This window comes from Mycoplasma simbae ATCC 49888 (assembly GCF_000702705.1).
Lineage (GTDB): Bacteria > Bacillota_I > Bacilli_A > Mycoplasmatales > Metamycoplasmataceae > Mycoplasmopsis > Mycoplasmopsis simbae.
This window is the reverse complement of sequence record NZ_JNJG01000004.1, coordinates 61198-84466: the sequence shown is the minus strand read 5'-3', so window position 1 is coordinate 84466 and position 23269 is coordinate 61198. Positions and strand designations below refer to the sequence as shown.

Below are 23269 nucleotides of genomic sequence, written 5' to 3'. Positions count from 1 at the left end.
ACAGTTTTTAGTTACATAACAACATTCCTATTAATATCTAAATATGAATATAATAATTTGTTGTAAAATTACAAATATGAAATTTTTTGACTTTAAATCAACCGAAATGCGTATTGCTGAAAAAACTCTAAAGAAAATTAATCAGTATGAACCAATAATTTCGAAATTAAGCGATCAAGATTTGCAAAACAAAACTCATCAATTTAAATCTCGTTTAGCTAATGGTGAAAGCTTAGAATCGATGCGTGCAGAGGTTTTTGCTGTGTCTAGAGAAGCAACTAAACGTGTGCTAGGTAAAAGACCTTATGATGTGCAAATGATTGGTGGATTGCTACTAGATTTAGCTTCAGTTGCGGAAATGAAAACAGGTGAAGGTAAAACTATTACTTCGATTGCTCCTGTTTATTTAAACGCGCTTGAGGGTAAAGGTGCCATTGTTTCGACAGTTAACGAATATTTATCAGAGCGTGATGCTATTGAAATGGGTGAAGTCTTCAACTGATTAGGAATGAGCGTAGGTATCAACAAAGCCCAAATGGATCCTGAATCTAAAAGAAGAGCTTATGCGGCAGACATTACTTATTCAGTGCACTCAGAACTAGGTTTTGACTATTTACGTGACAATATGGCCACATCAATGAGTGATAAAGTCCAAAGAGGGCTTCACTTTTGTCTAATTGACGAAGCTGACTCGATTTTAATTGATGAAGCTAAAACCCCACTAATTATTTCGGGTGGTGAAGGTGAAGATACTCGTGATTACTACATGGCAGATCGTTTTGTTCGTACTTTGACCGAAGATGATTATGAAATTGACGAAGAAAGTAAGGCAATTTCATTGACTTATAGCGGTATTCAAAAGGCTAATTCATATTTTGGGTTTAGCAACCTGTATCATATTGAAAACTCAGAGATGGTTCACCGTATTCAAAACTCGCTTCGTGCTCATAAAGTAATGCGTGAAAATGTTGAGTATATTGTGCGTAACGGCAAGATTGAACTAGTTGACGCATTTACTGGCCGTATCATGGAAGGACGTTCATATTCAGAGGGCTTGCAGCAAGCAATTCAAGCGTGTGCAGGCGTTGAAATTGAAAGCGAAACCAAAACACTGGCTACAATTACATACCAAAACTTTTTCCGTATGTTTAACAAGCTTTGTGGGATGACTGGTACTGCCAAAACCGAAGAACAAGAGTTCATTGACATTTACAACATGCGTGTAAATGTGGTGCCAACAAACCGTCCAATTTTACGTCAAGATTTACCTGACTCAATTTTTGCTACAGCGTATGGAAAATGAAGCTCTGTTACTGAAAAAATCAAGGAATTATATGAAAAAGGTCAACCTGTCTTGGTCGGTACTGCCCAAATTGAGGATTCAGAAATCTTACACCAATTCTTGTCTAAAGCTTTAATTCCTCACACCGTATTGAACGCTAAACAAAATGCGTCAGAAGCTGAAATTATTGCACAAGCTGGCCAGGTAAAAGCAGTCACAATTGCAACCAACATGGCTGGTCGTGGAACTGACATTAAATTAAGCCAAGGAGCTAAAGATTTAGGTGGACTATACGTTATTGGTACTGATCGAGCTGAAAGTAGAAGAATTGACAATCAGCTACGTGGACGTAGTGGTCGTCAAGGCGATCCAGGGGTATCTAAATTCTACGTTTCACTAGATGATCAATTAATGCGTCGTTTTGCTAACTTTGAAGAGTTTAAAGAACAATTTAAAGACAAAGGCGATGCTGAAATTACCACTAAATCATTAATTAATGGCTTTGTTGCGGCTCAGAAAAAAATTGAAGGTTTCAACTATGATTCACGTAAAAGTGTGTTGCATTATGACGATGTTATTCGTCAGCAAAGAGATCTTTTCTATGCACAACGTGACTTAATTTTAGTTAATGAAGATTTAGGCTACATTATTGAAAGAATGATCAAAAACGCAACCAATACAATTGTTACTAATCCTGAATTTATCAACAAAAATGGTGCATTTATTTATGAAAAATTATTGGAATATTTAAATACGCAGTTTTTAGGTGCGGGAATTAGAAACAAGTATACTCTTGAAGAGTTATCAAAAGTTCACGAAAGTGACATGAAGGAATATTTAACAGAAAAAAATATTGCCTACTACAATCATTGACGTGAAGTTTTTGAAGATTCTGTTGCTAGAGACTACCTACTTTATACAGAAAAACAAGCTGTTTTATCTGTGGTTGATCGTTATTGACAAAATCATATCAACACTATGGACAAATTACGTTCAAATGTTAACTTAGTGCAATATTCGCAAAAAAACCCTTACCAAGTTTATACTGAAGAAGGAAGCAAAAAATTCAATCAAATGCTAGCAAATATAGCTACAGATGTTGTTAGAACTATTTTTAACGATCGTCAAGGTGCGGATACATTAATCCCAGCTCATGTGCGTCACGACCCACTGTTGATTAGCATTAAAGATGCTATTTACTTTGATGATGATAATATGGATGATAATGAAAAAGAAAAACAATGACTTGATTTTTATTACCAAGCCAAAGAATCTGAAGCCAACATGTTTGAGTTAGCCGAAAAAGTTAAACAAACTTTTGTTGACCCTGATAATATCATTCCAAGCGAATAAGGCGAAGGCCTTATTTTTTTGTATGAAAAAACGACCAAATGTGGTCGTGTGTGTAATTATTGTGATTTTTTCAGTATTTTTGCAATCAATTTATTGATTTCATTTGCAAAAACTAAGATTAAACCTAAAGCAATAGAGCTAGCAACTAGAGTTGGATGTGAAACAATATTATCCATTCTAAACACTTGTGCAATACTTGGAATTAATCCAATCAGTAAAATTGTACTTGCTGAAAATAAAATAGCTGCTCATACTAATCAATATTTCTTAATTGATGAAGTAAAGATTGATTTTTGACTCATAAAGTTTATTGTGTTAATTCCGCAAGCTAGACCTAAGGTGATAAAGGCACATGTTGAAGCGATTTTAGCTAAATCAAGATTATTTGCTAGAGCATACTCAGCTCCTATTGTATAAGAAACTAATGTTGCTAAGCTCAACAATAATGATTGCCAAATCAATGTTGTTCCCATTCCGCGTGCAAATATGCTTTCTTTTTTATTGTATGGATCTCTGTCCATTACATTTTTACCGCTATCAACAAAACCTAAAGCAATAGCAGGTAAGCCGTGAGAAACTAGGTTAATTCAAAGTAGTTGGCTGGCACCGAAAATATAAAATTCTTCATATTTTCCTTTGTATGCAAAGAAAAACGCAATCATTCCAACCATCATTACAATTATTTCAACAATTGAAGAAACAAGCAAGTTCATGATGATTGTTTTAATTTTGTCAAATGTTGAACGTCCGTTTTTAACAGCAGAAACTATTGTGTTGAAATTATCATCAACCAAAATTAAGTCGGCAGCTTGTTTGGAAACGTCAGTTCCTGTAATACCCATCGCACAGCCAATGTCAGATACTTTCAATGCTGGAGCATCATTTACTCCATCTCCTGTCATTGCTACAACTTTTTCATGTGATTGTCAAGCTTTAACAATTCTTAATTTATCTTCTGGGTTTACACGAGCATAAACTGAAATTTTAGTTACTTCTTGCTCCAGTTTTTCTTGCGATCATGTAGCTAATTCTGAACCAGTTAAACAAATATCACCTTCTTGATAAATTCCTAAATTTAAGGCAATAGCTTTAGCTGTAGTGATGTGATCACCAGTAATCATTACTGTTTTAATACCAGCTTTTTTAGCAGCAAGCACGCTTTCTTTAACGTTAGCGCGCGGCGGGTCAACCATAGCTATCATACCAATAAATTCAAGGTTTTGTTCATCGCTAAAATCTAAATTTTGTTTGTCAACAATTTTACGTGCTAAGGCTATAACTCTGTATGATTGAGCTGCTCAATTTTCATTTATTGAGCTAATTTTTTCTTTATTAATATTAATTGATCTTGAAATAATAACGTCAGGTGCACCCTTGGTTATTACATAGTTTTGTGAACCATCATTAACTAAAACTGAGTGCATTTTACGATCGCTATCAAAAGGTAGCGATGCAATGATTTTGTTTTGACTTAAAAGTTCATTTTTGTGTAAATTATGTTCATGAGCTCACATTAACATACCTGTTTCAGTAGGATCACCTACCTCATTAAATGTTTTTGTCTGCTCATCGTAATTAATGAAGGCATCATTACAAATTACTAAATTTTTAGCTATTTGTAAAAATGAATTGTTAAAACCTTCATTAACTAATGTTTTGTCAGTTGCTAAAGCGTACGCATCAACAACTTTCATTTTGTTTTCAGTTAGCGTACCTGTTTTATCTGTACAAATTATTGATGCTGAACCTAAAGTTTCAACAGCAAGCAAGTTTTTAACCAAAGCCTTTTCTTTAGTTAGATTTTTTACACCAACGGATAATAATACTGTTGTAAAGGTTAAAAGTCCCTCTGGAATTGCAGCTACAGCCAAACTAATGGCAGTAACGGTTGCATGAGTATATACATCTAAATTGTCTCAAGAACCGGTTGTTAAATTGTTTAATAGCACTTGAGTGATTAAACTTACAAAAAGTAATACTACACCACCAATACCAAATCATTTACCTAATTTATTCAATTTGTATTGAAGAGGAGTTGTGTTTTTACCTTGTTTTTGGATTAAATCATTGATTTTACCTATTTCTGTATTAACTCCAGTTGCAACAACTATTGCGCTAGCTTTTCCGTTGGTTACATAAGTGCTTGAATACAATAAATGAGTATTTTCAGCTAAAATAGCATTTGTTTGTTGATCTCAATTTGCTTGCTTGTGAATTGGTAAATTTTCACCGGTAAGCGAAGATTCAACAACCATTAAATTTGAAGATTCAACAATTTTGCAATCAGCACTGATTGTATCACCCGCCGCTAAAATTATTAAATCTCCCACAGCTAACTCAGTGGCCTTTACTTTTTGAACTACGCCATCACGCACAACATTTGCATATGTTTCATTCATTTTTTCTAGAGCTCTAACAGCTCGATCTGATTTAACCTCTTGGTATGCACCCAACATTGAGTTAAGCATAATTACTAGCATAATGATTGCTGGTTCAACATAACTAATAGTCAAATCGATACCGCTTTTTTTACCACTTAAGTGTTCATAAATGCCCAATCCAAGTGAAATTAACGCACCAATAATCAATAAAATAATCATTGGGTCAATAAATTGTTTGAAAAAAGCAGCTACAGGATTGACTTTTTTGTTTTTAATTAGACTGTTTTTGCCATTTTTTAGCAACAATTCCTGTGCTTGTTGGGTTGATAGACCCTTATATTCTTTTGCTTGCTGACTATTCATTTGTACTCCTAAAATATTTAATAATAATTTTATCTAAAGTCATTAAAATGGGAAAAAATTAATAAAAAAAATGGCGGAACAGAGAGGATTTGAACCTCCGCGGGTGTTGCCACCCCTACAGTCTTAGCAGGACCGCCTCTTCAGCCACTTGAGTACTGTTCCGTTTTTGCTTTTCTATTATATATTAAAATAAATATTTTGATAAAAAAATACACTTATCAAGTGTATCCAAATTACTGAGATAGAACGTAAATTTTAAACATTAAGTATAAACTAGCTAACGAAGAAAGATGAATCTGTTTGGCCAAAATTTTGCATAATTCAGTTTCACTAACTCATTTATTTTGAGCTACTGACTCAAAAATGCTGCCGTCGGTTGAGAAAGGGAATTGTTCTAGATTGCTAGCTTCCACCAAGAAATTGAACACTTTTTCATTCATTTGAGTAGTGGCGATAGCAAAATTTTCTACCTTAATATTGTTTGGTGTTATTTTATATCCTGCTTCTTCAAAAACCTCATTAATTACGCATTCTAAAGGGCTTTGATCAGGCTCAATACTGCCAGTAATGGGGCAAGCATACAAATCGTCTCAATTTTGTTTTTCTTCAATCTCAGGCAAAGGTTGATAATGGATTAAAAATTCGTATTTATCTTTATTTTTTCTATACAGTAAAGCAGCAATTGAGTTTATGCTTTTACGTTGGCAGTAGGTAAAGCCTTTTTCTGATTCGTACACGCTTATTCAATCATTTGTGAATAATTTTGTGTTATTTTTTGTCATTTTTGGATCCTACAATAAGTAAGATTGTTTTAAAAGTTCACTAACTTGTTCTTTATTTTTTGATTCAATAGCACTTGTTATTTTTTGTACAAATTCTTGATATTTTTGCTTTTTGTCTTCTGGCGTTTCTTTTGCAGAAATTTTAGTTTCCAATTGAGTTTTGACTAACTCTAATTTAGCTAAATCTTCTTGAAAATTCAATAAATCTGAAGCAGTTTTAGCTAAAGGAACAAATGTATCTAGCAATGTTTTTATTTGTTCGTCGGTTAAATTTTCTTGTTTCAATAATTCATCAGCTTTGGCTATTTTTTCAGACAATTGGCTAGCTAAAGAAACATTTTGTTCCTCATTTTTAAACTTGTTATTTTTTAATCTTTTTTCAATGGTGTCAGCACTCGCTCTTAAACTGATTAAATATTGGTGATCTTTAGATAAATTTTTTTCTTTATTGCAGCTAACCGCCGCAGCAGGAAGTGCTAAAGCAAGAGGGCTTAAAGTCATAAGAATTTTTTTAGTTTTCATAATTACTCCTACAAGTTTTTATCTTTAATGTATTTTACAATTTTATCTTTGATTTCTAAATCATCTAATGCGTAATCAATATTGGCCTTAACAAAGCCTTCAATAGAACCTAGATCATAACGAACGCCATCAAATTCATACGCGTATATTTTTTGCTTATATTCATTTTGCAACACTTTAAAAGCATCAACGACTTGAATTTCATTTTGGCCATCATATTTAATATTTGATAGTATTTGTAATATTTCAGGATTAAAGACATAGCGACCTAGAATCGCTTTTTGTGACGGTGCAACATCAGGTTGTGGTTTTTCTACTGCCCCACTAATTTCAAAATATTGTTCATCTTTCTTTGTTGAATCTAAAGGATTAACGATTCCATATTTGCTTACTTGGGAAATATCAACGTTTTGAACTCCTAAAATATTTGCGCCGGTGTGGTTATAAAACTCAATTAGTTGTTTAATTGCCGGGACCTTTGATTTAATTAAATCATCCCCCAAAATGATAGCAAAAGGTTCATCACCAACTACTTCTTTAGCACAAGCCAAAGCGTGACCTAAGCCATATTGTTGGTGTTGATAAACAACTTTAATTTTGTTTAAACGATTTGTTTTTTGAACATTTTTCAATAAATCTTGTTTATTTTTGTTCATTAATTCATGTTCAAGCTGTTCATTAACATTGAATACATTTAGCATATCTTCTTTTCTTTTGGAAATAATTAATACTATTTCTTCAATGCCTGAATCAATAGCCTCATCAACAAGTAAATCAAGCGAGGGACGGTTTAAAATAGGCACAAGTTCTTTGTGCACGCTTTTGGTCATTGGTAAAAATCTAGTTCCCCATCCAGCAGCGGGTATTATAAGTTTTTTTACTGGTTTAAACATTTATTCCTCCGTGTGTATTGCGATTCACAAAGCATTTTTTGAAGTGCTAACGACTCTATGTGTTGCATTAGGATGTATTGATATGCAATCTCCAGCAGTCATTTCGATTATTTTATTTTCATTTGTTTCAACGACTGCTTTACCTTGGATTAAGAATGCTAATTCAAACATTTTTGAATTCATTCAATCAGTGCTGGCGTTTTTAGAAAAGATTAATTCAACTTTTGTTTTATTGTCATTAGATAATGTTTTAATTATTTCGCTACGATCTGCTTGTGAAATATTAATTTTATTAGCTAGATCAAAAATATTTGTGATAAGTTCAATATTTGGTTTTGACATACTTGATAATTGTAAATTATTATTGCACATATGTAAATTAAAAACCTAGCACGTCTGCTAGGTATTATTATCTCGTAATTTAATATAGATAGGAGGCTTATATATGCAATTAATAAAAAAATAGCTTAATATGCGATAACTAACAAATATACGAATAAATGGATAAAATATTTTGAGATGAATGATAATTTGACGTTGACATCCTGTCCCCAAGATGTCACTTTTATTATATAACTTTTGAGTGAAGATAATAAAAAAATAGCATCAAAGCTATTTTGGTCACTATGTGAAATGGTGCGAACGAATGGACTTGAACCATCGACCTCACGATTATCAGTCGTGTGCTCTAACCAGCTGAGCTACGCTCGCTTATGTGTTGCGGGATTATTATACCGCAACTTTTTGTATTTTGTAATAAAAAAATTAAAATTAACGTTTTGAGAATTGACGTGAACGACGAGCTTTACGTAAACCTGGTTTTTTACGTTCTTTAACACGTGCATCACGAGTTAACATACCAGCTGGTTTCAGTTTAGCTCTAAATGAATCGCTTGCTAATAATAATGCACGAGCAATACCTAAACGGATAGCACCTGCTTGACCGCTTAAACCACCACCACGAACATTAACTGTAATGTCGAATTGTCCTAGAGTTTCTGTTAAAGCTAAAGGTTGTGAAGCATCTTGTAAAAATAAATCTGATGCTAAGTAAGCTCTAGCGTCACGACCATTAATTACAAATGTGCCTTTACCTGGTCTTAAAAGAACACGTGCTGTAGATGATTTACGACGACCTAAGCCACGGTATTCAATAGTTTTAGTTGATGCCATATTATTTTACCTCTAAACTTTCTGGTTTTTGTGCTTCATGTTTATGTGTTGGACCTGCGTAAACAAATAGGTTTTTAATTTGTTTGTCACCTAATTTTGTGTGAGGCAACATACCTGCGATAGCTTTTTGAACTAGAGCTGTAGGTTTTTTAACTCTTAATTTTGCAGCTGTAATGCTTTTTAGTCCACCTGGATATCCTGAGTGGTGGTAGTAAACTTTATCTTCTTCTTTGTTAGCTGTTAGAACAACTTTTTCAGCGTTGATAACGATTACGTAATCACCCATGTCAGCGTTAGGAGTGAATGTTGGTTTGTTTTTTCCTCTTAGTACTGATGCAACTTTAGCTGCTAAACGACCTAGAACTTGACCCTCGGCGTCAACAACGTATCATTTTTTGTTTGCTTTTTCTTTATTTACAATAGTTGTTTGTCTCATTGTTTTCTCCTCAATATAATCATTGGCCATGCCAATAGCGTTAACGGGATAATTTTTTACTGGATTTTTGTTCGTCGAACCGAACTTTATAACGAACTTAACGACACAGTTTCGCTCGGTATAAATAAAACTATACAACAAAAGTTAAAAAATCAAAATATTTAGATTAATATTTATACTTTATTTAGCTTAGCTTAAGAACCTGAATTTTGCGTTCAAAATTACAACTTTTTGCATCCAAAATTGTGTTTTTTAACTTTTGCAATAAAATTAAATTATGAAAAAACTTAGAGACCATTTTAATATGGCAAAACAGATTTTATATTTTGATAGCGCAGCCCTATCACTTAAACCTGACGTTGCAGTCCAAGCATGCAATGATTTTTACAATAAATTTTCAGTAAGTGTGAGAACTGCAAATGCACCATTAGGTATAAAAAATAATGATTTAATCAATAATTTACGAGTAAAAGTTGCTAAATTACTAGATTCTAATACTGATGAAACTAGTGTAATTTTTACATCGGGAACCACAGCATCACTAAACATGTTTGCTCAAATATTTGCCAATAATATTGAAAAAGATGATGAAATTTTAATTTCAGCATACAACCATTCTTCAAACTTTATACCTTGAATTGAAATTGCTAAAAATAAAGGAGCAAAAGTTATTGTTGAGGAAAATTTAATTAATTCTATAAATCCTAAAACAAAAGTAGTTGCACTAACGCAAATGAGCAATAACTTCAATTTCAGAAATGATTTAGCTAAAATTTACGAATTAGCTAAAAAATTTAATTGTATAGTCGTTAATGACGCTGCTCAAGCGGTGGTTTATGAACAAGTTTCAATGAAATATTGCGACGTAACCGCTTTTAGTGCCAATAAATTTTATGGCCCTACTGGTCTAGGGGTGCTTGCGGTCAAAAACGAACTATTAAAAAATCTTGAACCTGTAAATTTTGGTGGTGGATCAGTATTAAATATTGACTCAGCTTGTCAATGAGTTAAAAAAGATACTATTGAACAATTTGAACCAGGCACAGCTAATTTTGCTGGTATGTATATGTTTGATAAAGCTATTGATTTTTTCAACGAGCATATTGGCTATGAAAAAAGCAATAAAATTCTTGAAGAATTGAGTCTTTTTGCGTATAAATCATTGAAAAAAATTCCAAATATTCAAATTTATACTAACCCATCTGATCATATTATTTTATTTAACATAGCAGGTGTTGATTCACACGATGTTGCCCACTATTTAGGTACACAAAATATCTATGTTCGCTCAGGATTATTTTGTGCCCATTATGTTAGAAATATTAAAGATCAAAACTCATATGTTAGAGTTTCGCTAGGGGTATATAATACTAAAAACGAAATAAGTAAGCTTGTTAAAGCGTTGCGGAATGGAGGTGATTTCCTTGTCATATAATCAAAACGAAAAAAGAAGCATCATTATGGCTCATTACCTTAAACCAAACAACAAAAAAAGCCAAGGTGAAGCTAAAACTATAAAGCATGGTCAAGCGTGCGCTGATTACTTAGAATTTAATTTCGATGTTGTTGACAACAAAATTAATAATTTGAGTTTTGATGCAAAAGGCTGTGCGTTTATGATCTCATCTTCAGATTTATTGATTGATCAACTTCAAGGCAAAAGTGTTGAATTTGCTCAAGATTTTATTGAAAAATATGAATCTTTTGTCAAAAATGGACACATTGAAAATGAACAAACATTAGGTGAGTTAGCAATTTTTAATAATGTTAAAGAGCACCCAAATCGTTTTTATTGTGCAACAATGCTTTCAAGTGCTATTAAAGAAAAACTAAATGGATAAAATAATATTTCATATTGACTTTGACTCTTATTTTGCCAGTGCACACAGAGTAATTAATCCTCAATACGACAATAAACCAATAGCTATCGGACGTAAATTACGCCGTTCAATTGCTTGCTCTGTGAGCTATGAGTTAAAGAATAAGGGGGCTAAATCTGGTTGACCAAATTACAAAATTCTAGAGCTTGAACCTAGAACTATTTTTATTGAGCCAGATTTTAATCTTTATATTACCTTGAGCAATAAAATTTTCAACTTTATTGCTCAAAAATACACAAAAAACATTGAAGTTTACTCAATTGATGAATGCTGATTAGACGCTAGTGAAATGTGCAAAAATAAAGACCCAGAACTTTTAGCGCGCAAAATGCAACGCCAAATCAGAGAAAAATTCAGAATACCAATTTCTGTAGGCATTTCACACAATAAATTTTTAGCAAAGCTATCAACTAATTTGGCTAAGCCATACGGCGTTTTACACACAACTTGAGATGATATAGAAAAACGTATCTGGCCGCTGGAAATTGAAGAATATTTTGGTATAGGCAAGTCAACTGCTCTAAAGTTGCGTGCAATTGGCATCAATACTATTGGCGACTTAGCCGCTCGAGATGTGCATGATCCCTACTTATACACTGTTTTTCGCTCATTAACTAAAGACTACGTTTTGCAAGCTAGGGGTGAGGGACCAAATAAATTAAATTATGAACACAATGAGCTAAAATCAATCGGTAATGAGTTAACTTTTTTATCATTTGATATTGACGAGCGTGAAGAAATATTGAAAATTTTGTATCAATTGTGTAAAAAAGTTTCTTTAAGAGCTAAAAACAGAAACTTACTTGGCTATGTAATCACTTTTTCGATGCGCACTGTTGATAAAACGTGATTCAGAAAACAACAAAGCATCAAAATCCCTACTAACGACACAGAAGAAATTTATGAAATAGGTTCCAGAATATTTAACAAAGTATTTAATGATGAATATATCCGTGGAATTGGTATAAAATTATCCAGCCTGGTTAACGAATTTGACACATATAAACCACAAAGTCTTTTTGACACAAATGTGCAAACTAACACAATTGAAAAAGATCAAATAACACAATTAATTGATAAAATTAATACCAAAATAAAGAAAAAAGGACTAAAAATCGCAAGCGAATTTGTTAAAGATGAAATTAAAGATAATATTCATTCGCGTTATTTAGATACTGACTTGGAGGTAAAAAACTAATGAAAATAGGACTATTTGGAGGCAGTTTTAATCCTGTGCATCAAGGTCATGTTGAAATTGCAAAGTATGCTTATAAAGAATTAAATCTTGACAAATTGATATTTATTCCTGCTGCAACTAACCCATTCAAAAAGAAACAAAAAAATGCACCCGCTCAAGATCGAATTAATATGCTTAAATTAGCTATTGAAGGTCTTGGCCCAAATTTTGAAATCAGTGAATACGAAACTAAAAAAGGTGGACTAAGCTACACGTATCAAACAATTGATTATTTTGCGCATAAACACCCAAATGATGAATTGTTTTTCATTATTGGATCAGATTCATTACCGAGTTTACATAAATGAGAATTTATTGAACAAATGAGTAAAAAAGCTCAATTTGTTGTGTTTAAACGTTCAACAAATATTGATAAAACTAACATTAAACGTTTTAATGTTTTAAGATTAGATAACCCATTCTACGAGGAGTCTTCTACGCAAATTCGTATGGGTGCGTTGGAGTATACACCTGAAAAAGTTAATGCTTACATTGGCCAAAATAGACTTTATGCTAAGGAAATTGTTCACTCAATGTTGAGTGCTTTAAGAGCAAAGCACTCTGTAGCGGCCGCTGAATTTGCTGCTAAATTAGCCAAAGCTAATGGCCTAAGCTATAATCAAGGATACTACGCAGGCCTATTCCATGATATTTGCAAAGAGCTAACAGAAGAAGCTTCGCGTGAATTTATTCAGTTTATGGGGCTAGAAGGTTATGATAAAGTTAAATTCCCTAAACATAAATTGCACCAAGTTTGTGGCGGTTTATGAGTCAAATACATTTATATGATCAATGATGAGGAAATTTTTGAAGCTATTTCATGCCATACAACACTGAAACTAGAATTATCAAAACTAGATAAAATTTTGTTTATCGCCGATAAAATTTGCGATGGCAGAGCATTCAATGGCGTGCAAAAATTACGTGCTTTGGCCATGGAAAACTTGGAACAAGGTTTTAAAGAAGTGGTTAGAATTAACTATAATTATAATAAAGATAAAGGTGTTGTTTTTGATCAAGAACAAGAAAAAATCTATCAAAAATGAATGAATTAGGAGTATTTTATGGATCAAGCAATTAGAATTCAAAAACTTCTTTCACAGCAAGGTGTGTGCTCACGTCGTGAAGCTGAAGAGTTAATTGTTAAAGGTAAAGTCAAAGTCAATAATCAATTAGCCTCGCTTGGGCAAAAAGTTACTCGCGATGATGCGGTGAGTGTAAACGGCAAACTTGTTCAGTGAAATGATGTTAAATTTGTTTATTATGTTTTGAATAAGCCAGTCAAAACTGTTTCAACAGTAAAAGATCAATTTAAGCGCCAAACTGTTGTGGATTTAGTGCCAAATGATTATAAAGTTGTACCTGTAGGTCGTTTGGACTACAATACCACTGGAACTCTAATTTTAACTAACGATATGGTTTTGGTTAATAAACTAACTCACCCTAAATATGAAATTCCACGTACATATCGTGCTAGAATTGATTCTCCTTTAACCTTAAATGAGTTTAAAAAACTAAATGCTGGTGTTGAGGTTAATGGTAAAATTTCTAAGCAAATTGTTGATCAAGTTGAAAATAAATCATATTTAGTTACCCTGCATGTTGGCTCATATCACCACGTTAAAAAACTTTTTGAAGCAATTGGTCACAAAGTTATTAATCTAAAAAGAGTTTCTTTTGCTAATATTAATGTTGAAAAAATGCCAACAGGAACATATCGTTCATTGACTTTTAAAGAATTAAAAGACTTAAATAATTTAATTAAAGAGCAAGAGAAAAAATTAAATTTGTAAACAAAAATTCAAGTTAGCCTTGAATTTTTTTGTTAATTAAATCAATAATTTGAGTTAATTTATCTAATGAATCAATATTAAATCCTGATGAATTTTTGTGGCCACCACCGCCAAATTCATTAGCTATTAAACTTACATCAAAAGTATCAATTGAGCGTATTGAACAACGGTAAAAGCCTTGTTTTTGCTTAAGTATCACTAAACCTACTTCAGTGTTAATCAGCGACATTAACTGGTTGACAAGAGGGCGCACAATATCGTTGCTAATTACTTTTTCAGAGATGATGTAGGAAACATTTTTCTCAACTTTTAGCGAATTAATTGTGTCAAAAATCAGTTGTTTTTCTTCCTTATTCAACTTTAATTGTTGTAATACTTTTTTGTATTCTAAGCCTTGGGTCATTAAATAAGCCATAGCTTCAAAAGTTTTGTTTGAGATATTACGCTCTTGAAAAGCGGCTGTATCAGTAATAATTGCAACGGCCAGAGCCCGCAGCGATTGTTGATTTAGCTTTAAATTTAAATCCATCACCATTTGGGTTAATAACTGACCAGTAGCGGGTCAATGATCTCCTCCAATTCCAAACATAAATTCTTCCTCTTCGGGGTGGTGATCAAATTTTAACGATTCACTGGCAACTACCCTTTGATCAAAAACACGTTTTTGAGTTGAAGTATCAACTACTACTTTCAATGACATATCAAAGAAATCTTGTTCAACTAAATCAAGTTTGCTTTTTAATAAAAACTCTAAGTTACGTGGGCAATCGCCACCTGAGATTTTGACATCTTTTACGTTTGGGCAATTTAACTTAATAATTTCTTGAAAAGCTACACTTGAGCCGATAGTATCTCCATCTGGGTTTTTATGAGTGCAAAGTGTGATATATTGAGCGTTTTGAATATAATTTCAAAACTTAATAAATTGATTTTTCATATAATATTATTATAAATTCATTCATTGAATTTTTGAAATCTTCACTTATATTGAAAATATTAGTAAATATTTATATACATATTTAATTCATTTGGGTTATAATAGCAAAGCAATACATCAAGACAGTAACTGTTTCAACTTAATTTGTTACCGAGTGTATATCCATACTCATTGTCTAAATTCAATTTTCGTATTGCAATAATTTAATTACGAAAGGGGGATGCTTATTATGCAAGCTAAAGAATCAAATTTCAAATTAATTAAAAAAGAACAAGCTAAAGTTATTGCTCAAAAACTTGCTGATTCTAAAGGTCTAGTTGTTGCTGAATACCGTGGTTTAACAGTTAAAGAATTAACAGAACTACGTGAAGAAGCTAAAAAAGCTGGTGTTGAATTAGTTGTTTACAAAAACCGTATCTTCAAATATGCATTAGTTGGAACTGAATTTGAATCATTAGGTGACCACTTAGTGGGACCAAACATTTACGCATTCAGTAATGAAGACGAATTAGCAGCAGCTAAAGTATTAAGCAAATTTGCTAAAACAAATAAATTATTAGTACTTAAAGCTGGTATTTTTGAAGGAAAAGTTCTTGACGCTCAAGGAGTTGCTGAAGTTGCTACTTTACCAAACTACGAAGAAGCACTTGGAATTCTTGCTCGTTCACTTATCGCACCTTTACAACAACTATCCCTTTCTTTAAAACTTTACAGTGAAAAAGAAAGTGAATAATTAATCCAATTTATTTATAAACGAAAGGAAAACATAAAATGGCTAAATTAGAAAAAGACACATTTATTTCTGCTTTAAAAGAAATGTCAATTAAAGAAGTTATGGAATTAGTTGAAGCAATGAAAGAAGAATTCGGTATCGACCCATCAGCTGTTGCAGTTGCTGCTGCTCCTGCTGCTGCTGAAGCTGCTGAAGAAAAATCTTCTGTTAATGTTGTAATTACAGCTGACAACGGTAAAAAACTAGCTATCGTTAAAGTTGTTAAAGAAACATTAGGTTTAGCTTTAATGGACGCAAACAAACTAGTTTCAGCTCTACCTGCTACAGTTAAAGAAAACGTTTCACTAAACGAAGCTGAAGAACTAAAAGCAAAACTAACTGAAGCTGGTGCTACAGTTGAATTCAAATAATTTATAACTTAATCAATCAATCTCGCACACGCGAGATTTTTATTTGCAAAAATATGAATAACAATTCCATATTTTTGGAGTTTTTTTTTTTTACAAATCGATAAAAACTCAAATTTAAACAATTAAAATATCTATAAATCTTAAGGAGAGGCAACATGGTAGGAAAAGTATTTAAATCTCGTATATTTTGAAGTTTTTTCAACTTATTTTTATTTTTACTTGGCAATGTTATTGCAAACATTATTTTGTTGATAGGGTGAAGCATTACTCAAAAAAGTCTATATGCATTACTATTACCTTTTTTTGTATTTTTTATCTTTATAGAAATAATCTTGATGCTATGACTGCTTCACTGATTTATCCATCATATATCTATGGGAGATATAATCGTTAATCAATATAATGAAATAGTATTTCAGAATGCTTTTCAAAGATACACCATTAGACTGGAAGATGTTAGCATTGCAACCGTTTCATATGGCTGAAGACAACTAAATATTTATACGTTAAATCCACGTAAAAAATACAGATTACATCTAGAGAACGCCTTAAAATTTGCTGATTATATTAATAAACAAGTATCGGAGCTGCAAATAGAAACACTCTAACGAAATACCGATTTTTTTAAATCGTTAAAATAATAATTAAGTAAAATTTTCCAAAAATATGCAAAACAATTATATGTTTAATTACCCTCTATATTAGAGTGGAAAAAACTGACAAATCTAGATCAGACTCGCCAGTTTGAATAACAAAAAGAACAGGCTGCACGGTTAAATTCCCGGGCATAGTGTATCCATTAAATTCTGATGAATTTGTTGAATATATTAATTCATTAATGGTTTACTAAACAACAGCAATGTTGTTTTTTTGTACAAAAAATACTGCCAAAGCAGTATTAATAGTTCATTATTTTTTCGTACTCATCCAATGTTCCATGGTAAATAAAGCTTTTATCTGGAGCTATTTCCAAAATAACGTTGGCAACTTGATTTACTAAAGCACGGTTATATGTGGTAAATATTGCTCCACCTTTGTATGCTTTCAAGCCGGCTATTAATGAGTCAATACTTTCTGCATCTAAGTGGTCAAGTGGCTGGTCTAGAACTAAAAAGTTGGCTTCTAAAAGCATCATTCTTGAAAACATCAATCTAGCTTTTTCACCACCAGAAGTAACATTAACTTTTTTAAACACAGAATCATTAGAGAATAGCATTCTACCTAAAAAGCCACGCATTCTTTGGTCAGATACATCTCTAGTTTCTTCAGTTGTGTTTTCAAGAGGTCATTGAGAAATTCACTCTAAAATAGTCATATCTTCAGTGAAATATTTCTTATTTTCATTTGGATAGTAGGTGTGTTTAATGGTTTGACCTCATTTAACTTCACCGCTTGTAGGTTGTTTTAGACCCAATAAACATTCTAAAAATCTAGTTTTGGCAATGTCGTCTTCACCAATTAAAACCATTTTTTCATTTTTTGATAAGCTAAATGATACATTTTGGAATAAAGTTTTACCATTTTCTTCGTATGTTAAATTCTCCACGCTTAAAATGTCTTTACCTGGCTCACGGTTAATGTCTCAATTAATGTAAGGATATTTACGATTTGATGGCTTAATTTCGTCTAAAGTTATTTTTTCCAATGATTTTTTACGTGAGGTAGCTTGACGAGATTTAGAAGCGTTGGCACTAAAACGGGCAATGAATTGTTTAAGTTTTTCAATCTGTACTTCTTTTTTAGCGTTTTGCTGCTTCATAAGTTCAAGTGCTAACTGACTACTTTCTTTTCAGAATGTGTAGTTACCTGTGTAAATTTTGGCTTCGTTAAAGTCGATATCAACAATGTGAGTACAAATGTTGTCTAAAAAGTCGCTATCGTGGCTAACAACAATCACAACGTTTTCGTATTCAGCTAAAAAGTTTTCTAATCATTTGATTGAACGTAAATCCAAGTGGTTAGTTGGCTCGTCCATGATCAAAATGTCTGGGTTACCAAATAACGCTTTAGCTAATAAAACCTTAATTTTTTGATTAGCAGTCAACTGATTCATTGGTAAATCTCATTTGTCTTTAGGGATTTGCAAACCTGCCAATAATTCTTGGGCATCGTTTTCAGCGGTTCAACCACCTAATTCACCAAATTTTTCTTCCAATTCACCTGCACGAGTATAATCGTCCATTGTGGCATCTGGATTAGCATAAATTGCATCTTTTTCAGCTTTGATTTTATATAAATCGGTGTTGCCCATTACAACAACTTCGGTAACAATTAAGTCATCATAGGCGTTGTGATCTTGACTTAAAACACTTAAACGTCTATTTTTTTCAATAACGATTTGACCACTTGTAGGTTCAATTTCACCAGCTAACATTTTTAAAAAGGTTGATTTACCAGCTCCATTTGCCCCAATAATTCCATATGTGTTGCCCTCGGTAAATTTTAAATTAACATTTTCAAACAATTTTTTATCACGAAACACTTTACTTAAATTTTGAACTTCTAACATTGTGTACCTCCATAAATATTTTTCAATTATACCAAAAAGAGTGTTTTTCTATTGAAAAACAAGCCAGATTACTGACTTGTTATCTATTTTCACGAGTGTATTCAAATTCAACAAAACGGAATAATTCTTGTAGATTTTCAATTTTTGTTTGAATTTGATCTAAATCATCGCTATCATCGATAGCGTTTTGCGCCAATGTGTTTTCGTATTCTGCTTTTTTACGAGTATTTTTAATGAATGGCAAGTATTTATTAATTCTTTCTTTTTCACTATTTCATGCCGAAACTTTAATATCACGCAATCATTTATTGTATTTTTGTTCTCCTAATTGAGGATTTGTTAAATACGCGTCAATAACTTCGTAATTTGAATAAGCTAGATAAGGGATTTGAATTTCAACGTCAATTCCATCTTGTGTGTAAGGTAAATCAGCCTCGGTGTTAACTGGGCTAGGAGTTCATGAGGTTCAAGCATTATTTGAACTAAATTCAAAGCTGGTGCCATCAGGCAATACAAATGGCAAGATTGAATACATTCCTCCACCAGATTTGTTGCCAATTATTTTTGCAGTTTTAGTTTCTTTTGCAATATGGGTTAATAAGTTAGCTGCACTAAAGGTATTTAAACCTGTTAAAATAATTCATTCATACTCAGGGTAGCCGTCTTTATCGTCATAAATACCATCTTGGTTTACGTCTACTCTATATTTGCTAAAAGCCAATAATTTATTAACCGTTTCGTAAAAGTATAATTTTTGTTCTTTATTAGTTAAAAAGGCTGCAACTTTTTCCATGGCAGCAATTGAGCCACCACCATTTAAAGATAAGTCTAAAATGATACGTTTAACAGGCTCAGTTTTAGATCTTTCTTCAATTTGTTCCATAGCCTTAACCATTTTAGTAAAGGTATCGTGCTTAAATGCGTCTTCTTGTTTCAGTTGTTCATCTGTACCGATGCTGAATTTATCAAGGTAAATTATGGCAATATCGTTGTAGAAGTTGACAAAGTTATTAACTCTATCGCCACCCAAAATTCTGCTTCTAATTCGACTTAAAGTATTAAGTGAATTGATATATTGATTTACTTTAGAACTTAAAGCCGAAGCAGATGGGTGAGCTCTAAAGTCTTTAGGGTGAAAGTATGAAGCTGATTGAATTGAGGTGTGCAATTCATCTAACTCACGGTAAATAAAATCTTCATAAGCGTGAGTAAATTCACTCACATTTGTTGAAAGTAAGCGCTCTTTAAGCGTTTTTGTACGCTCTGCTTCTGGGATACTTTCATCTTGGCTATTGACCACTCTTGAAGCAAAATATTGTTCAAAATCACTAGCATTATGTTTAGCTAAAAAAGCTTTATTTAAGCCGTAGAAATGATCAAATATGAACCGAATGAAGTTATAGTTATTTACTCTTTCTTTTTCGCTTGGTGAAGTGTTATTTCTTGAGTTAGTCATTACTGCATTATATTCTTCAGCACTAATGTCTTTATTTACTGTGGTTGTAGTTCCTATAAATTTATCATTGTTGAAGTAAATATTGTAATAATTTTGGCTTAAAAATAACAAGTTAAAAATTGAAAAAGGCATAAAAATGTTGTCATCAATTGCTTTAATTGACATGCCGTAGGCACCAAGGTTTAACTCAGCATATTTGTCTTTGCTTAAACGTTTTAATTCAAAATCTGTGTAATTTAAATGTCTTAAATAATCAGTAGTTGAAGATTTTTTAACCATCTGGAACGCATCTGTAGAAGACATAAAGACTTTATTGTCTTTATCGTCAAATATCATTACATTTTCACCAAGGTTATAGTAGTATTTACCATCTTCAAACCTAGTGTATTTTAAATCACTAGTGTCAAAAATACCGTGTAATTTTGATAAGAATTCATTGATATTTACATATAAATCATCTGTTTTTTTGTCTTTAAAGGTTTGCAATTTAACACCTTCAATTTTGTATTCAGCAGATTTATTTTCAAAATCAAAATCTTTGAATTTAAGCAGTTCAACGTGTGTTTTTTCAGTGGTTTTAGGTAAATTGCTACAACTTACAGCTATGAAAGAGCCAGCAACAAATGATGTTGCTAGGCTCGAAGATAATATAAATTTTTTTAGGCTTGACTTGTTTGTTTTACTTTGATTATTGTTTTTCATTCATTTCCTTTAGCTGCTTCATATTTATCTTTTTCCATGTCGAAATCTGTTTTGATTTGATCTCTATCTTCTAATTCAGAGTCTTGTGCAATATTTTCTTGCGTAAGGGTGTAGCCAGCTGCTGTTACTAAAGCTGTAAGTTTTTTAATTTTCGCATCTGTTTCAGATAATTTGTGAGCAGCGTTATATTGGTTAGCGAAGTAGAAAGCTTCAATTCTTGCTGTTACTTGTTCATCGGTGGCGTTTGGTCAAGTTTCCAATTCAGTTTCAGCTGTTGGTTTAACAATTTCTTTAACTGCTGATTTTTGCTCGCTTGTTAGGCTTGAATAACGGTCTTTAACACGTTTTTCTGAAAGGAATTTCAAGTATTCTAAGTAGTATTCAGCCGAAGCGACTGCTGCCTCATATTGTTTTAATTGTTTTTTCTTGTCATCAATTGATTTTAGCAGTTCTTTAAATTCATCAATTCTTGAAGTGTATTCTGTGTTTTTAGCAGCAAAATTATCTCTTGTTTCTTGGGTTAGTTTTGTATCTTGGGCAACGTTTTCAAAATTATAACCGACATGACCAATCAACTCTTTTGCTTTCTCAATTAAAGTATCCAATACATTAAGTTTTTTTCATGAAGCTCAAGACATTGAGTATTCAATTTCATCTGAGATTGCTTGTTTAATTTCATCGGATTCTGTTGCTGATGTGCCAACATGTTCAATTAATTTAGCTTTTACATCTTCAGTTAGTGTGTCTCATGCTTCAAGCACATTTTTATGAGCAATATCTTGAAGATATCCTACATAAACCTCTAAGTCTTTTTGTCTTTGTGCTACTGCGGCTTCACCTGTTGTCACACTTTCCTGGATTTCACTTTCATTTTCAATTCTAATTTCCCCACCTAATTTTTCTTCTAATTTAGTTTTTTGTTCTTGTGTAGCTACATAAATTGAAGTTAATTTAGGAAAGACTGCTTTAGAAATTACAACTCCAGTAGTTGAAGATTGGTTTGATGTTACTGAATCAATATTAAATTCAGCTGGAATAGTTAGTTCAGTTAAGTTTGGCAAGTTAGTGTTGAATGTAGTTAAACCCGCTGGCAATGATAAAGTAGTAATTGGTGTGTATCTAAAACCAATTAAAGAGGTTAAACTTGCTGGTAAAGTTAAAGAAGTAATCTTGGTGTTGTCAAAACCACTAATTGATGTTAGACCTTCGTGTAAGGTTAAAGTTGTAAGTGTAGTAACGTTGTTGAATGCGTGATCGACTGTTTTAACATTTGCTGGAATTACTAGTGAGCTAACTTGAGTTCTATCGAAACCACTTAGTTTTGTTAAGCTTGCTGGCAATGTTACGGCTGTGATTTTTGTGTCACTAAATGCACCTTGGTCAATGCTTACTAAGTGAGAATTTAAAGTTAGCGTTGTTAATTCGCTAAAATCATTGAATGAGTTAGCGTGAATAAATTTAACGGCTGCTGGAATTTCAACTGTTGTATCAGTAATTTTGAATAATTGGCGTGCAATTTCAGGGGTAATAGCTTCATTTTTGGCTCCATCAATTAAACGCTTAATTGTTGCTCTTAATTCAACTTTTTTAGTTTGCGCTTGTGCGTTAGCCTCTGCAATTTGTCTTTGTTTTGCTTCGTCGGGCGTTTGACCTTGTTGAACTTGTGCTTGCTCTTTAAGTGTGTTTAATAACTCAGCTGCTTTTTGGAATTCAGATCTAATATCAGCTTGAATATCTTGGTAAATTGCATCGTTACCATATTGTCTTTCAAACTCGTTTAACACTGCAGAACCAGTATTAATGTATCTTTCAAATAACTCTAAATTTGTTTTTTGTTCAAGCTCTTTAGCCAATTCAACTGCATCGTGAATGTTTCTAGTTGCTTCTCCTAGTTTACGGTAGTAACGGTCCGCTCCTTCTTGAATTGAATTTGCACTAGCTACGCTAGTTTCAATTACTTCGATAGCATCATCTTTAGTTAAAGTTGCTTTAACCTCGTTTGCTTTAGCAATTTCTTCACGCAATGTTTGTTTAACTAATTCTTGTTTTTGTTCTCTGCCTAAACTAAAGTATACGTCTGTTTTTTTAATAGCTTCTTTTAGTTTTGTAATACCTGCTTCAACTTGATCAACAACAGTTGCATTGTGATATACGGCTGTAGCTTCATTAATAGCTTCGGCTGATTCATAAAAGGCTTTTAAGTCATAGTCGCCACTGTATTTTTTGTGTTTTTCAGTTGCGATTTGAATTTCTTCGTGCAATTTTTCTTTAGCTAATTGTAATGGGGTTTTTTCTTGATCTGGGTTACCAGGCTTTACTTCGCCATCGCCTGGTGTTTTTTTATCTTCATTAGTTGTACAAGCCACGGCTGCAATGGGTAAAAATGCACTCGGCACTGTTCCTAACAAAATTAATTTCTTTTTCATT

At 32.5% G+C, this 23269-nt stretch carries 21 protein-coding genes and 2 tRNA genes; 10 read left to right on the top strand and 13 right to left on the bottom strand.

Annotated elements, in window-relative coordinates:
• Positions 1-76 precede the first annotated feature (76 nt).
• Positions 77-2635 (top strand): preprotein translocase subunit SecA, encoded by a 2559-nt coding sequence (gene secA / locus T329_RS0100405; protein ID WP_051630100.1) that lies wholly within the window; start codon positions 77-79, stop codon positions 2633-2635.
• A 56-nt stretch (positions 2636-2691) separates the two neighbouring features.
• Here the strand turns inward: secA and T329_RS0100400 are convergent, their stop codons facing one another.
• The 9 genes from T329_RS0100400 to rplM all read right to left on the bottom strand — a co-directional run bounded on the left by T329_RS0100400 (position 2692) and on the right by rplM (position 9185).
• On the bottom strand, positions 2692-5379 hold the full coding sequence (locus T329_RS0100400) for a cation-translocating P-type ATPase (protein WP_029608471.1): 2688 nt from the start codon (positions 5377-5379) through the stop codon (positions 2692-2694).
• A 71-nt stretch (positions 5380-5450) separates the two neighbouring features.
• A tRNA-Ser gene (locus tag T329_RS0100395) sits at positions 5451-5541 on the bottom strand.
• A gap of 71 nt (positions 5542-5612) precedes the next feature.
• Positions 5613-6161 carry an NUDIX domain-containing protein gene (locus T329_RS0100390; RefSeq protein ID WP_029608470.1) on the bottom strand — a complete coding sequence of 183 codons (549 nt, stop codon included), beginning with the start codon at positions 6159-6161 and terminating at the stop codon, positions 5613-5615.
• Positions 6162-6170: 9 nt separating this feature from the next.
• Positions 6171-6683, bottom strand: a complete 513-nt coding sequence (locus T329_RS0100385) for a hypothetical protein (RefSeq protein ID WP_029608469.1) — start codon at positions 6681-6683, stop codon at positions 6171-6173.
• Positions 6684-6691: 8 nt separating this feature from the next.
• Positions 6692-7576, bottom strand: a complete 885-nt coding sequence (locus tag T329_RS0100380; RefSeq protein WP_029608468.1) for a UTP--glucose-1-phosphate uridylyltransferase — start codon at positions 7574-7576, stop codon at positions 6692-6694.
• A complete protein-coding gene (locus T329_RS0100375; protein WP_029608467.1) occupies positions 7577-7918 on the bottom strand; it encodes a cupin domain-containing protein in 342 nt (113 codons plus the stop codon). It lies immediately after the preceding gene.
• Between the two features lie 292 nt (positions 7919-8210).
• Positions 8211-8287 (bottom strand) — tRNA-Ile (locus T329_RS0100370).
• Between the two features lie 60 nt (positions 8288-8347).
• Positions 8348-8749, bottom strand: a complete 402-nt coding sequence (gene rpsI / locus T329_RS0100365; protein WP_029608466.1) for a 30S ribosomal protein S9 — start codon at positions 8747-8749, stop codon at positions 8348-8350.
• Between the two features lies 1 nt (position 8750).
• Positions 8751-9185 (bottom strand): 50S ribosomal protein L13, encoded by a 435-nt coding sequence (gene rplM / locus T329_RS0100360; RefSeq protein WP_029608465.1) that lies wholly within the window; start codon positions 9183-9185, stop codon positions 8751-8753.
• A gap of 304 nt (positions 9186-9489) precedes the next feature.
• On the opposite strand from rplM, the gene T329_RS0100355 reads away from it, so the two are divergent.
• The 5 genes from T329_RS0100355 to T329_RS0100335 are packed head-to-tail and all read left to right on the top strand — an operon-like array spanning position 9490 to position 14095.
• Positions 9490-10620 (top strand): aminotransferase class V-fold PLP-dependent enzyme, encoded by a 1131-nt coding sequence (locus T329_RS0100355; RefSeq protein WP_245595520.1) that lies wholly within the window; start codon positions 9490-9492, stop codon positions 10618-10620.
• On the top strand, positions 10610-11026 hold the full coding sequence (locus T329_RS0100350) for an iron-sulfur cluster scaffold-like protein (RefSeq protein WP_036461305.1): 417 nt from the start codon (positions 10610-10612) through the stop codon (positions 11024-11026). The genes T329_RS0100355 and T329_RS0100350 overlap by 11 nt, the downstream gene beginning before the upstream one ends.
• Complete coding sequence (locus T329_RS0100345; RefSeq protein WP_029608462.1) at positions 11019-12263, top strand: Y-family DNA polymerase; 1245 nt, start codon at positions 11019-11021, stop codon at positions 12261-12263. The genes T329_RS0100350 and T329_RS0100345 overlap by 8 nt, the downstream gene beginning before the upstream one ends.
• Positions 12263-13357 (top strand): nicotinate-nucleotide adenylyltransferase, encoded by a 1095-nt coding sequence (locus T329_RS0100340; RefSeq protein WP_029608461.1) that lies wholly within the window; start codon positions 12263-12265, stop codon positions 13355-13357. Before T329_RS0100345 ends, T329_RS0100340 begins: the two co-directional genes overlap by 1 nt.
• A 9-nt stretch (positions 13358-13366) precedes the next feature.
• Positions 13367-14095 (top strand): pseudouridine synthase, encoded by a 729-nt coding sequence (locus T329_RS0100335; RefSeq protein WP_029608460.1) that lies wholly within the window; start codon positions 13367-13369, stop codon positions 14093-14095.
• A gap of 13 nt (positions 14096-14108) precedes the next feature.
• Here the strand turns inward: T329_RS0100335 and T329_RS0100330 are convergent, their stop codons facing one another.
• Positions 14109-15032, bottom strand: a complete 924-nt coding sequence (locus tag T329_RS0100330; protein ID WP_029608459.1) for a DHH family phosphoesterase — start codon at positions 15030-15032, stop codon at positions 14109-14111.
• Between the two features lie 229 nt (positions 15033-15261).
• On the opposite strand from T329_RS0100330, the gene rplJ reads away from it, so the two are divergent.
• The 4 genes from rplJ to T329_RS03850 all read left to right on the top strand — a co-directional run bounded on the left by rplJ (position 15262) and on the right by T329_RS03850 (position 17025).
• Positions 15262-15765: a 50S ribosomal protein L10 gene (rplJ, locus tag T329_RS0100325; protein WP_029608458.1), complete on the top strand. Its 504-nt coding sequence runs from the start codon at positions 15262-15264 to the stop codon at positions 15763-15765.
• Positions 15766-15803: 38 nt separating this feature from the next.
• Positions 15804-16175, top strand: a complete 372-nt coding sequence (rplL, locus tag T329_RS0100320; RefSeq protein WP_029608457.1) for a 50S ribosomal protein L7/L12 — start codon at positions 15804-15806, stop codon at positions 16173-16175.
• A gap of 374 nt (positions 16176-16549) precedes the next feature.
• Positions 16550-16783 (top strand): hypothetical protein, encoded by a 234-nt coding sequence (locus T329_RS03855; RefSeq protein WP_156933753.1) that lies wholly within the window; start codon positions 16550-16552, stop codon positions 16781-16783.
• A gap of 98 nt (positions 16784-16881) precedes the next feature.
• Positions 16882-17025, top strand: coding sequence for a hypothetical protein (locus tag T329_RS03850; RefSeq protein WP_156933751.1), 144 nt, complete (start codon positions 16882-16884; stop codon positions 17023-17025).
• 48 nt (positions 17026-17073) lie between these two features.
• Here T329_RS03850 and T329_RS0100310 read toward each other — a convergent pair whose 3' ends face one another.
• The 3 genes from T329_RS0100310 to T329_RS0100300 form a co-directional block, all read right to left on the bottom strand.
• Complete coding sequence (locus tag T329_RS0100310; protein ID WP_029608455.1) at positions 17074-18684, bottom strand: ABC-F family ATP-binding cassette domain-containing protein; 1611 nt, start codon at positions 18682-18684, stop codon at positions 17074-17076.
• A gap of 79 nt (positions 18685-18763) precedes the next feature.
• A complete protein-coding gene (locus tag T329_RS0100305; RefSeq protein ID WP_029608454.1) occupies positions 18764-20842 on the bottom strand; it encodes a S41 family peptidase in 2079 nt (692 codons plus the stop codon).
• Positions 20800-23268 carry a leucine-rich repeat domain-containing protein gene (locus T329_RS0100300; RefSeq protein WP_029608453.1) on the bottom strand — a complete coding sequence of 823 codons (2469 nt, stop codon included), beginning with the start codon at positions 23266-23268 and terminating at the stop codon, positions 20800-20802. The genes T329_RS0100305 and T329_RS0100300 overlap by 43 nt, the downstream gene beginning before the upstream one ends.
• Between the last annotated feature and the right edge of the window lies 1 nt (position 23269).